Source organism: Gluconacetobacter johannae, from assembly GCF_014174305.1.
In the GTDB taxonomy this organism is placed as follows: domain Bacteria; phylum Pseudomonadota; class Alphaproteobacteria; order Acetobacterales; family Acetobacteraceae; genus Gluconacetobacter; species Gluconacetobacter johannae.
The window spans coordinates 30278-42621 of record NZ_JABEQH010000011.1; the positions used below are offsets into that span (position 1 = coordinate 30278).

Annotated in this window: 11 protein-coding genes; 4 read left to right on the forward strand and 7 right to left on the reverse strand. The window is 68.9% G+C overall.

Features of this window, described 5'->3' with window-relative positions:
- Positions 1-137: 137 nt before the first annotated feature.
- Genes HLH21_RS09330 through arsH form a run of 4 tightly spaced genes read left to right on the forward strand, consistent with a single transcriptional unit; the run spans position 138 to position 2930 of the window.
- The gene (locus HLH21_RS09330; RefSeq protein WP_182943489.1) at positions 138-491 is read left to right on the forward strand and encodes an ArsR/SmtB family transcription factor; all 354 of its coding nucleotides are present in this window, start codon (positions 138-140) and stop codon (positions 489-491) included.
- Positions 488-910, forward strand: coding sequence for an arsenate reductase (glutaredoxin) (gene arsC / locus HLH21_RS09335; protein ID WP_182943490.1), 423 nt, complete (start codon positions 488-490; stop codon positions 908-910). The genes HLH21_RS09330 and arsC overlap by 4 nt, the downstream gene beginning before the upstream one ends.
- Entirely contained in the window at positions 910-2205 is a 1296-nt protein-coding gene (locus HLH21_RS09340; protein ID WP_281375032.1) for an arsenic transporter, read from the forward strand. Before arsC ends, HLH21_RS09340 begins: the two co-directional genes overlap by 1 nt.
- Before the next feature lie 26 nt (positions 2206-2231).
- Complete coding sequence (gene arsH, locus HLH21_RS09345) at positions 2232-2930, forward strand: arsenical resistance protein ArsH (RefSeq protein WP_182943491.1); 699 nt, start codon at positions 2232-2234, stop codon at positions 2928-2930.
- Between the two features lie 64 nt (positions 2931-2994).
- Here the strand turns inward: arsH and HLH21_RS09350 are convergent, their stop codons facing one another.
- From HLH21_RS09350 to polA, 7 genes are all read right to left on the reverse strand, one after another.
- Positions 2995-3975 (reverse strand): ABC transporter ATP-binding protein, encoded by a 981-nt coding sequence (locus HLH21_RS09350; RefSeq protein WP_182943492.1) that lies wholly within the window; start codon positions 3973-3975, stop codon positions 2995-2997.
- 115 nt (positions 3976-4090) lie between these two features.
- On the reverse strand, positions 4091-5098 hold the full coding sequence (locus HLH21_RS09355) for an ABC transporter ATP-binding protein (RefSeq protein WP_182943493.1): 1008 nt from the start codon (positions 5096-5098) through the stop codon (positions 4091-4093).
- On the reverse strand, positions 5098-6075 hold the full coding sequence (locus HLH21_RS09360; protein ID WP_182943494.1) for an ABC transporter permease: 978 nt from the start codon (positions 6073-6075) through the stop codon (positions 5098-5100). The genes HLH21_RS09355 and HLH21_RS09360 overlap by 1 nt, the downstream gene beginning before the upstream one ends.
- A complete protein-coding gene (locus tag HLH21_RS09365; RefSeq protein WP_182943495.1) occupies positions 6075-7100 on the reverse strand; it encodes an ABC transporter permease in 1026 nt (341 codons plus the stop codon). The genes HLH21_RS09360 and HLH21_RS09365 overlap by 1 nt, the downstream gene beginning before the upstream one ends.
- A gap of 46 nt (positions 7101-7146) precedes the next feature.
- Entirely contained in the window at positions 7147-8895 is a 1749-nt protein-coding gene (locus tag HLH21_RS09370; protein WP_182943496.1) for an ABC transporter substrate-binding protein, read from the reverse strand.
- A complete protein-coding gene (locus HLH21_RS09375; RefSeq protein ID WP_182943497.1) occupies positions 8896-9507 on the reverse strand; it encodes an SCO family protein in 612 nt (203 codons plus the stop codon).
- Positions 9507-12338 carry a DNA polymerase I gene (gene polA / locus HLH21_RS09380; protein WP_182943498.1) on the reverse strand — a complete coding sequence of 944 codons (2832 nt, stop codon included), beginning with the start codon at positions 12336-12338 and terminating at the stop codon, positions 9507-9509. The genes HLH21_RS09375 and polA overlap by 1 nt, the downstream gene beginning before the upstream one ends.
- Positions 12339-12344: the final 6 nt, after the last annotated feature.

A 12344-nucleotide genomic window follows, 5' to 3' on the forward strand; every position in this document is an offset into this window, starting at 1 on the left:
CCCTTGACCCACCAAAGGTCCTAGCCCTTTGGAAACCCAGGACTTTATGAAACGAATGGAATGCAAGGGCCTCGGCCCTTGCCGGGTTCGGGCGGTGGCTGGTTTACCGGTGTCCATATATCGACTAACGTCGATATATGGACACCGAATCGGCCTTGCTTGCTCTCAGCGCCCTGTCCCAGTCCACGCGGCTGGACATCTTCCGTCTGCTGGTACGCCATGAACCGGAAGGGCTTGCGGCTGGGGATGTCGCGCGCAGGCTCGACGTTCCACAGAATACGATCTCGGTTCATCTCGCGACGCTGACGCGGGCAGGCCTGCTGACTTCGAAACGTCACAGCCGTCTCATCATCTATCGTGCCAACCTGTCGCGGCTGCGGGATCTGATGCTGTTTCTCGTCAGGGACTGCTGTGCGGGCAGCCCTGACCTCTGCGCCCCGCTGGTCGCGGCACTGTCTTCCTGCTGCCCTGCATCGGAATGCTGCTCATGACCGTCACGATCTATCATAATCCCGCGTGCGGAACCTCGCGCAACACGCTGGGCCTGATCCGAAATGCCGGGATCGAACCCACGATCATCGCGTATCTCGAAACGCCGCCGGACCGGAAGACGCTGGTCGAACTGATCGCGCGCATGGGCATTCCCGTGCGTGACCTGCTGCGGCGCAAGGGCACGCCCTATGATGAACTCGGCCTCGATAATCCGGCGCTGAGCGACGACGAGCTGATCGACGCCATGCTGGCGCATCCGATCCTGATGAACCGGCCGATCGTCGTGACGCCGCTGGGCGTGAAACTCTGCCGCCCGTCCGAACAAGTGCTGGATCTTCTTCCCGCGCCGCAGAAGGGGGCTTTCACAAAGGAAGACGGGGAGAAGATTGTCGATGAGACCGGGAAACCGATCGTCTGATGCTGGCGCTTGTCATCTTCGTCGCCACGCTGGTCTTCGTCATCTGGCAGCCCAGGGGGCTGGGTATCGGCTGGAGCGCACTGGCGGGGGCCGCCGCGGCAGGCATGACGGGCGTCATCCACTGGCATGACATTCCCGTGGTCTGGCATATCGTCTGGGACGCCACCTTTACCTTTATCGCCCTGATCGTCATCTCGCTTCTGCTTGACGAGGCCGGGTTCTTCCTGTGGGCGGCGCTGCATGTCGCGCGATGGGGCAAGGGCAAGGGGCGGACACTGTTTCCGCTGATCGTGGTGCTGGGCGCCGCGATCGCGGCCATCTTCGCCAATGATGGCGCAGCCCTGCTGCTGACCCCCATCGTCATCGCCATCCTGGCGCAGCTTCGCCTGAACAATGCCCCGGCGCTGGCATTCATCATCGCGACCGGTTTCGTCGCGGACACCACCAGCCTGCCACTGGTGATTTCCAATCTGGTGAATATCGTCAGCGCCAATTTCTTCGGTATCCCGTTCGACCGCTATGCCGCCGTCATGATCCCGGTCGATCTCGTGGCGCTGGGGGCGACGCTTGCTGTCCTGTGGGCCTGTTTCCGACGGCAGTTACCCGAGACCTATCCGGTCGCAACCCTGCCGCAGCCCGTCACCGCCATTCGCGACAGGCACGTCTTCCGGGCCGCGTTTCCTCTGCTGGCGGCCATTCTGGCGGCCTATTTCCTGACGGCGCCGTTCCATATCCCGGTCTGTGTCGTGGCCTGCCTGGCGGCGTGTGCGCTTCTGAGCGTTGCCACGCGCGGCCGTGTGATCCCCATTCGCAAGGTGCTTCGCGGCGCACCGTGGCAGATCGTGATCTTCTCGCTCGGCATGTATCTGGTGGTCTACGGGCTGCGGAACGCCGGACTGACCGACCACCTCGCCGCGGCGCTGGTCTGGCTGGGGCATCAGGGACCGTTTACGGCCACCATCGGCGCCGGCTTTCTGGCCGCCCTGCTGTCGTCGGTCATGAACAACATGCCCAGCGTGCTGGTTGGTGCGCTGGCTATCCAGCAGGCCCATGACATCACGCCGATGACGCGTGACCTCATGGTCTATGCCAATGTGATCGGCTGCGACCTCGGGCCGAAATTCACCCCCATCGGCAGCCTCGCCACCCTGCTCTGGCTGCATGTGCTGGCCTCGAAAAATCACCGGATCACATGGGGCCAATACATGAAGGTCGGGCTGGTCCTCACCCCGCCCGTCCTGCTGGTCACGCTCGCGGCGCTGGCCGTCTGGCTCCCCCGGATCAGCACCCCCTGAGTCCTCCGAAAGGAACCATCGCCGCAATGCCCGATCCGCAGATGCCCGCTTTGCACACCGAATATCTGGAACGGGTCGATCCTGCCCGGCTGGAACCCCATCCGCGTGTCGGGCACCCGCCGCGTATCCTCCTGCTCTACGGCTCGCTGCGACCGCGCTCTTTCAGTCGCCTTCTGGTCCTGGAGGCCGAACGTATTCTGAAAGCACTTGGGGCGGAAACACGGGTATTCGATCCGGTTGGCCTGCCGGTCGCGGATTCCGTGCCGGTCACGCACCCGAACGTGCGGGAATTGCGCGAATTGTCGATCTGGTCCGAAGGGCAGGTCTGGTGCAGCCCCGAACGACACGGCAACATCACGGCCGTATTCAAGAACCAGATCGATTGGCTGCCGCTCTCGGAAGGGTCGATCCGTCCGACACAGGGCCGCACGCTGGCCGTGATGCAGGTCTCGGGCGGGTCGCAGAGCTTCAACTCGGTCAATGCATTGCGGGTTCTGGGGCGATGGATGCGGATGTTCACCATCCCCAACCAGTCCAGCGTGCCGATGGCCTACACGCAGTTCGGGGATGACGACCGGATGAAGCCGTCGCCGCTCTATGACCGGGTCGTGGACGTCATGGAGGAGTTGATGAAATTCACCTGGCTGCTGCGGGATCGGGCCGATTACCTCGTGGATCGCTACAGCGAACGCAAGGCCGAGCTGCGACTTCCCGAAAACATGTGAGGCGGCGGAGCGCCCCGTCAGGGCGCGGCGGACAGGCTGGGGTTGAACGAACGCCCCGGGCCGGTCAGGCGCTGGACTCCAGCGGGAAATGGCATGCCACCTGCCGCCCGTCGCCCGGATCGCGCAGCACCGGCGGGTCGGTGCGGCAGCGGTCCTGTGCGATGGGGCAACGGGTGTGGAAGCGGCATCCCGGCGGGGGGGCGATGGGGCTGGGCACGTCGCCGCGCAGCGGGGGGGCGCGGTCGCCGTCGGGCGACACCACCGGTTCGGGCACGGCGGCGATCAGGGCCGCCGTATAGGGGTGGGCCGGGCTGTGCAGCACGGTATCGGCGTCGCCCAGTTCGACGATGGCCCCCAGATACATCACCGCGACGCGGGTCGAGATCTGGCGCACCACCGCCAGGTCGTGGGCGACGAACACATAGGTCAGGCCCAGCCGGTCGCGCAGGTCCATGAACAGGTTGACGATCTGCGCCTGGATCGACACGTCCAGCGCCGAGACCGGTTCGTCCGCCACCACCAGCCGGGGCGACAGCGCCAGGGCGCGGGCGATGTTGATCCGCTGCCGCTGGCCGCCGGAAAATTCGTGGGGGTAGCGCGCCAGCGCCGCCTGCGGCAGGCCGACCAGATCCAGCAGTTCGGCCAGCCGCGCCGCGATATCGCCCGCCGTCCGCCGCCGCCCCTGCCCGTCGCGATGCACGCGCAGCGGCTCGGCGATCAGCTCGCCGATGCGCCGGCGCGGGTTCAGCGAGGCGTAGGAATCCTGGAACACCATCTGCATCCCCTGCCGCAGCGGGCGCAGGGTGCGCTCCGGCAGGGCGGTGATGTCGGTGCCGTCGAAGATCACGCGGCCCGCCGTGGGCCGGGCCAGGCGCAGCAGGCAGCGCCCCAGCGTCGATTTGCCGCAGCCGGATTCGCCCACCAGACCCAGCACCTCGCCCGGCCGGACGGCCAGCGACACCCCGTCCAGCGCGCGCAGCACCTGCCCCCGGCCGACGCGATATTCCATGCGCAGGGACTGGGCCTCGATCAGCGGCGCGGTCATCGCGTTCTCCTTGGGGCGCTGCCCCAAACCCCGCCAAAGGCAGTCGCCTTTGGAAACCAGTTGTTTAGCGAATCGGGGTCAAGGGGCCTGGGCAGAGCCCGCGTTCTTCTTCCACTCATGCGCTCACGCACCGCGCCGGCAGGTCGCGCCCTTCGGCCGGCAGCACGCAGGCGATGTCCTGCACCCCGCGCGGCAGCAGCGGCGGGCGCACGGCGCAGGCGTCGTGCGCGTAGCCGCAGCGCGGGGCGAAGGGGCAGCCCGCCGGGCGGTCGGCGGGGGCCGGGGGGCTGCCGGGGATGGAGGGCAGGCGCGCCGGCCGCGCGCCATGCAGCGGCGGGATCGAATCCAGCAGGGCGGCGGTGTAGGGATGGCCCGGCCGGGCGAACACCGCCCCGGTCGGCCCGCGTTCGGCGATGGTGCCGGAATACAGCACCATGGTGCGGTCGCAGGTTTCGGCCACCACCCCCATGTCGTGGGTAATCAGCAGCACGGACGAGCCGTATTCCCGCCGCAGGCGGCGCAGCAGGTCGAGGATCTGCGCCTGCACGGTCACGTCCAGCGCCGTCGTCGGTTCGTCGGCGATCAGCAGCGACGGGTTGCACGACAGCGCCATGGCGATCATCGCGCGCTGGCGCAGGCCGCCGGAGAGCTGGTGCGGGTAGCGGTCGGCGACGCGCGCGGGGTCCGGCACGCCCATGTCGCCCAGCAGGCGGATGGTGCGGACGCGGGCGTCCTTGCGGGTGACCCGGCCGTGGGCGCGGATCTGTTCGTCGATCTGCCAGCCCACCGTGTAGACCGGGGTGAAGGCGGTCATCGGGTCCTGGAAAATCATCGCGATCTCGCGCCCGCGCAGGGTGCGGAAGGCGCGCTGCGGCAGGCCGACCAGCTCGCGGCCCTTGAAGCGCGCCGAGCCGGTGATGCGCGCGCCCGGCGCGTCGATCAGGCCCATCAGCGCCAGCGCCGTCATGCTCTTGCCCGACCCGGACTCGCCGACGATGCCCAGGATTTCCCGCGCGCCCAGCGTGAACGAGACGGAATCGACGATGGTCACCATCCGCCCGCCGACCGGCAGCGCGATCGTCAGGTCCCGGACCGCCAGCAGCGGGGGTGCGTCAGCGTCCATCACGCACGTCCATCCCGCACCCTGGGGTCGAGCAGCAGGTAGAGCATGTCGACCACGGCGTTGGCGATGACGACGAACACCGCCGAATACATCACCGTCGCCATAATCAGCGGCAGGTCCAGGTTGCCCAGCGCCTGGTAGGTCAGGCGCCCCACGCCCTGCAGGCCGAACACGACCTCGGTCAGCAGCGCGCCGCCACCGACAAGCTGCGCGAAATCCAGCCCGAACAGGGACACGAAGGTCATCATCGAGGTCCGCAGCCCATGGAACAGCAGCACCCGCGCCGGCGACAGGCCCTTGGCGCGGGCGGTCCGCATGAAATCCTCGCCCCGGACGGCCACCAGGTCGGCGCGCAGCACGCGGCTGTAGATGCCCACGAACAGCACCGCCAGCGTGACCCACGGGATGACCAGTGCGCGGAACCAGCCCAGCGGGTCCTGCGTGAAGGGCACATAGCCCAGCCCCGGCACCCAACTGAACAGCCAGCTGTCGTGATAGCGGCTCTGCGTCAGCAGGTTGGCGACCTGGCCCAGCCAGAAGACGGGGATGGAAATGCCCACCAGCCCCAGCATCATCAGCCCCCGGTCCACCCACGTGCCGCGCAGCGCCGCCGCCAGCGTGCCCATCGCGACCGAGGCCAGCACCCAGATCAAGGCCGCCCCGGTGACCAGCGACACCGTGACCGGGGCCGCCTGGAAGACCTCGGGCACCACCAGTTCCCCGCGATTGACGTAGGACGTCAGGTCCCGCGTCACGAACAGCTTTTCCATCATCCGGACGTACTGCACCGGCAGCGGCCGGTCGAAGCCGTATTCGACCCGCACCCGCGCGATGGTCTGGGGCGAGGCGTTGCGCCCGGCGATGCGCGCCGTGGGGTCGGCGCCCGGTGTGGCGAAGAACACCAGGAACACCAGCACCGAAATGCCGAAAAGCACGAACAGCGTCTGCCCCAGCCGCCGCAGGACCGCCATCGCCATCAGCCGCGCCCCCGGTCGCCGTCGCGCACGTCCAGCGCGTCGCGCAGGCCGTCGCCCAGGATGTTCAGCGCCAGCACCACGACGATGATGGCAAGACCCGGCGCCACCGCCACCATCGGGCGGGTGTAGATCAGCCCCTCGCCGTCCTGGATGATGGTGCCCCACGACGCCGCGGGGGCCTGCACGCCGATCGACAGGAACGACAGCGCCGATTCCGCCATCAGCGCCAGCGCCGTCATCAGCGGCGCCAGCACCACCAGCGTGCCGGTGACGTTGGGCAGGATGTCGCGCAGCACGATGCGATGGCCCGGCACCCCCAGCCCGCGCGCGGCGGTGACGAATTCCGACCGGCGCAGCGCCATCACCCGCCCGCGCACCGGCCGCGCCGCATAGGGGACATAGACCAGCGCGATGATGCAGATGGGAATCAGCAGATTGTCGCTGGCCACCGTGAACGGCCCGATCCGCAGCCCCTGGGTGACGGTGACGATCGAGAGCGAGATGGCGAACAGATAGACCGGCACCGCCCACATGATGTCCATCATCCGCGACAGCACGGCGTCCACCACGCCCCCGGCATAGCCGGCCACGATGCCCACGCCCGCCGCCAGCAGGATGCACAGCGCCGCCGCGCTGAAGGCGATCAGCAGCGAATTGCGCCCGCCATACAGCAGCCGCGCCGCCACGTCGCGCCCCTGGCTGTCGGCCCCCAGCGGATAGGCCGCCATGCGCCAGGTCGGCCCGATGGGCGACAGGCCCAGGTGCAGCGGGTTGTCGTTGGGCTGCATGATGTCGAGCTGCCGCCCGTCCAGCATCACCGTCCCCGCGACGTTCGAGGTGAAGGGGTCGGTCTGCGCCACATCGCGGGCATAGACCGGCGCCAGCAGGCACGCCACGCCGACCAGCACCAGGACCGCCAGCGACGCCATCGCGCCACGGTTGCGCCCCAGCACGCGGGCCGCCGTCCGCCACGGGCCGGCGGAAGCGCGCCCGGCGGCGGGCGCGGAAGGGAACGCCGTCGTCATCGCGCCTCCTTGGCGAGCCGCCATGCGGCCCCGTATCCCGCCCCGGTCACTGCACCCATACGCGCGAAAAAGTCATGTGATAGAGGTTGGTATAGAAATAATGCCCCAGCCGGCGCGACACCAGGTCGATGTAATTCATGCGGATCATCGGCACGGCGGGGCTGTCGCGGTCGATCGCGCGGTTGGCCTGCGCCCACAGGTCGGCCGCCTGCGCGGGGTCGGTCGCGGCCTTCGCGCGGTCCATCAGCGCCTGCGTCGCGCGGTCGCAATAGCCGGCGATATTGATGGAACTGTCCGAACCGGGATGGAAATTCTCGCACCCCAGCAGGTCGTCGAGGAAATTCGACGCCGAGGGATAGTCCGCGTACCAGTTCGTGATGCTGATCTGGACCCTGTTGGCGGTGTTCTGGATGTAGCCAAGCTGCACCGAATGGGCCAGCGGCTTGACGCTGGCGTCATAGCCGATGGCCTGCAGCATGTTGCGGAGATACACACCCATGCTCATGTCCACGGCGGTGTTCTGCACCAGCAGGGTCACATGCTGCCCGCGCGTGCCGCTCTGCGCCACCAGGGCGCGGGCGCGGTCCAGGTCCGGCGCCTGCCAGGACGCGGCCCGGTGGTCGGGGTCGGCCCCGCGCGTGTAGGAACAGCCGTCGATCGCCCCCGCGATGCCGTCCGGCACCATGGTGCACAGGGGGGCCGCCACGCCCGCGCCGCCGTACAGGATGACCATCGCCCGCCGGTCCATCGCGTAGTTCACCGCCTGCCGCGCCAGCCGGTTGTCGAAGGGCGGGATGTTGACGTTCATCGGGACATAATACATGCCGAACAGCGGGCGGAGATGGACCTGCGCGGTGTAATGCGACCCCAGTTCGCCCAGCCGGTCCAGCGGCTTGTTGTCGAACATCCAGTCGTACTGGCCGTTTTCGACCGCCGTCACCTCGGCCTCGTCCGGCAGGCCGAAATCGTAGACGATATGGTCCACGTAGCCGTCGGGCTGGGCGTCGGCGTTCCAGACCCGGAAATACGGATTGCGCTCCAGCTTCGCACCCTGGTCGGGGTCGTAGGAGACGAAGCGGTACGGCCCGGTCGTGGGGGCGGGCGCGTTGCCCAGATCGTGGTCCGGCAGGTCGGCCGGCAGGATCGACGCATGCGGGAAGGCCAGCTTGGGCAGGAATTCGGCGTCCGGGTCGTGCAGGTGGAATACGATGGCGCGGGTCGCCGGATCGACCTCCAGCCCGCCTTGCAGGGTGCAGTGCGCCGGGTCGCGCAGGCAGGCGTCCGCGCCGACGATATTGCCGTAGAACGACCCCGCCGTGGGACTGCCGACGCGGAAGATGCGGCGTATCGACGCCGCCACGTCCGCCACCGTGACCTCCCGCCCATCGGAAAAGCGCAGGCCGCGCCGCAGGACGAAGCGCCAGGTCCGCCCCCCGTCCACGGGCTGCGGCACCGCTTCCGCCAGGTCGGCGACGATGTCGTTGCTGGCCGGCCCGTCCGCCTTGCGGAACGTCACCAGCCCGTCGTACAGCACCGCGAACAACTGCGCGTATTGCGAGGTGTAATTCAGGTTTGGGTCGAGCGTCCCGCCCGACGAGGACGCCGTCAGCCGCAGGGTGCCGCCTCGGTGCGGGCTGCCCAGAGTTTGCCCGTCACTGGTTTGCGCGTCACCGGTCTGCCCGGCATCGGTAGTCGCGCCGCCGCGATCCTGCGCCCCGGCCGGCCCCGCGCATCCGGCCGCCGCCGCCAGAAGCAGCCCGGCGGCCAGCAGGGTGTGCGACGGCCGGGCCACCATTCAGTGCGCCGCCATCAGGCCGTTCAGGCGGGCCGCGATGTCGTCGGCCGACGCGGTGGAGTCGATGGTGCCGGCATAGCGGCCTTCGGGCGACATGATGACGATGCGGGGCGACGGTTCCATGCTGTAGTCGCCGTCCTTGCCCTCATGCCGGACATAGGGCGCATGATATTCGCGCGTCACCGCCTGGATCATGTTGGGCGCGCCGGTCAGCGCGAAGATGCGCGGGCCGAAGCGCAGGGTATAGGCCCGCAGAAGCTCGGCCGTGTCGCGCATCGGGTCCAGCGTGATGAACAGCGGCGCCACCATGCGCGCGCGCGGGCCCAGCCGGTCCATCGCCCCGGCCATCGCCGTCAGCGTGGCGCCGCATTGCGTGTCGGGGCAGCGGGTGTAGCCGAAATAGACCAGCATCCACCGGCCCTGGAAATCGGTGTCCGACACCGCGCCGTCGGCGGCGCTGACCAGGCGGAACGACCCGCCGACCTCGTTGCCGTTGCTGGACAGGACCGGGCCGATCCGGTCCGCGACCCGGTAGGCGCCATACGTCGCGGCCATGATCGCCGCCACGATGACCAGAATGGCCGTCAGCCTGCGTTTGTCCTGTTGCTGCATCAATGCGCGTCCGCCCAGTTCGATCCGGTCCCGGTTTCCACCACCAGCGGCACCGAAAGGGACGCGGCGGATTCCATGACCTGTTTCACGAGGGCCGACAGCGCGCCTGCGTCGCGCGCCTGCACCTCGAACAGAAGTTCGTCATGGACCTGAAGCAATAGCGATCCGTCAAGCCCGGCATCGGCCAGCGCGGCGGGCAGGCGCACCATCGCGCGCTTGATGATGTCCGCCGCCCCGCCCTGCAGCGGCGCGTTGATGGCCTGCCGTTCGGCATAGGCGCGGCGCGCGGCGTTGCGGTCGTCGATCCCCGGCACCCAGCAGCGCCGGCCGAACGGGGTGGTGACGTAGCCCTGCGCCTTCGCCTCGGCGCGCATGCGGTCCATGTAGTCGCGGATGCCGGGATAGCGGGCGAAATAGGCGTCGATGTACGACCGCGCCTCGCCCGGCGAAATGCCGAGCTGCCGCCCCAGCCCGAAGGCGCTGATGCCGTAGATGATGCCGAAATTGATCGCCTTCGCCCGGCGGCGGGTCAGCGGGTCCATGCCTTCGATGGGAATGCCGAAGACCTCGGACGCGGTGCGGGCGTGGATGTCCTGGCCCAGCGCGAAGGCCTCGCGCAACGGCGCGATGTCCGCGACATGCGCCAGCAGCCGCAGTTCGATCTGCGAATAATCGGCCGACAGCAGCACATGGCCGGGCGCCGCGACGAAGGCCCGGCGGATGCGCCCGCCTTCCTCGGTGCGGATGGGGATGTTCTGCAGGTTCGGCTCGTTGGACGACAGGCGGCCGGTCGAGGTGATGGCCATCTGGAACGAGGTATGCACCCGCCCGCTGCGCGGGTCCGCCTGGCCGACCAGCGCGTCGGCATAGGTCGATTTCAGCTTGGCCAGCTGCCGCCACGCCAGGATGCGGCCCGGCAGGTCGTGCCCCTTGTCCGACAGGTCCTGCAACACCGACGAATCGGTGCCCCATGCGCCGGATTTCATCCGCTTGCCGCCGGGCAGGCCCATCTCGTCGAACAGGATCTCGCCAAGCTGCTTGGGCGAGCCGACGTTGAACGTGCGGCCCGCCAGCCCATGGATCTCGGCCTCCATGCCCGCCATGCGGTCGGCGAAATCGGCCGACATGCGGCGCAGTTCGGCGACGTCCACGGCGATTCCCGCCCGTTCCATGTCCGCCAGCACCGGCACCAGCGGCCGTTCCAGCTCCTCATACAGCGCCAGCGCGCGATGGATACGCAGCAGGGGCCGCAGGGTCAGCCACAGCCGCAGGGTCACGTCCGCGTCCTCGGCGGCGTATTCGGTGGCGCGCCGGACATCGACCCGCGCGAAGGGGATGCGGTTGCGGCCGGTGCCCGTCACCTCGTCATAGGAAATCGGGGTGTGGCCCAGGTACAGGCGCGACAGCTCGTCCATCCCCTGGCCGTGGCGGCCGGCGAACTGCGCGTAGGAAATCAGCATCGTGTCGTCGATCGGCGCGGGCTGCGGCGCGCCCGCCCGCGTCAGCACCAGCAGGTCGAACTTCGCGTTCTGGAAGATTTTCAGCACCGCCGGGTCGGCCAGCAGCGGCCCCATGACCGCCAGCACCAGCCCGATGTCCAGTTGCGGGCCGACCGGGTCGGCCTGCGGACCGGGCTCCGCCTCGCCCTCCAGGGGCAGAAGCTGCGGTTCGGCCACGGGCTCGGCCTCGTGGCGCAGGGGGATGTAGCATGCCCGGCCCGGCCCGACGGCCAGCGACAGGCCGACCAGCCCCGCATGCAGCGGGTCCAGCCCGTCGGTTTCGGTATCCACGGCGCAGACCCCGGCGCGCCGTGCCTCGGCCACCCAGGCTTCCAGCGCCTCGGCGGTGGTCACCGTCGCATAGGGGCCGTAGGGCACCTGGTCGGGCGCCACCGGCGCGACGTCCGGCGCAGCACCCGGGGCCGGCGGCGTGACCGACGGGGCGACGCCGATGGCGGCGGCCGAGCCCTTGAGGCCCATCCGGTGCAGCAGCGAGCGGAAGCCCATCACGGCCAGCCATTCGCCCAGCTTTTCCTCGTCGGGCTCGCGGCAGATCAGCTCGTCCAGCGGCATGGGGCACGGCGCGTCCTCGCGCAGCGTCACCAGCGTGCGCGACAGGCGGGCCTTGTCGGCGTATTCGATCAGATTGTCGCGCCGCTTGGACGCCTTCATGGCCGGCGCGGCCGCCAGGATGTCGTCCAGCGAGCCGTATTCGGCGATCAGCGCCGAGGCCGTCTTCGGCCCGATGCCCGGCACGCCGGGCACGTTGTCCACCGAATCGCCGATCAGCGCCTGCACGTCGATCACCTTGTCGGGGGTGACGCCGAACTTGGCCTCGACCTCGCGCGGGCCGATGGGCTTCTGGCGAATCGGGTCCATCATGTCCACGCCGGGGCGGATGAGCTGCATCAGGTCCTTGTCGGACGACACGATGGTGCAGGTGCCCCCGGCCTCGGTCACGCGGCGGGCGTAGGCAGCGATCAGGTCGTCGGCCTCCCATCCCGCCTGTTCGATCCCTGGCACGCCGAAGGCCGCCGTGGCGTCGCGCACCAGGGCGAACTGCGGCCGCAGCTCCTCGGGCGGTTCGGGCCGGTGGGCCTTGTACTGGTCGTAGATCTCGTTGCGGAAGGTCAGCCGCCCAGCGTCGAAGATCACCGCCAGATGGGTGCCCACATGGTCGCGCAGCAGGCGCGCCAGCATGTTGGTGAAGCCGAACACCGCATTGACCGGCGTGCCGTCGGGGGCGGACATCGGCGGCAGGGCATGGAAGGCGCGAAAGATGAACCCCGATCCATCGACCAGGATCAGGTGAATCGGGGCGTCGCTGGACATGGTATC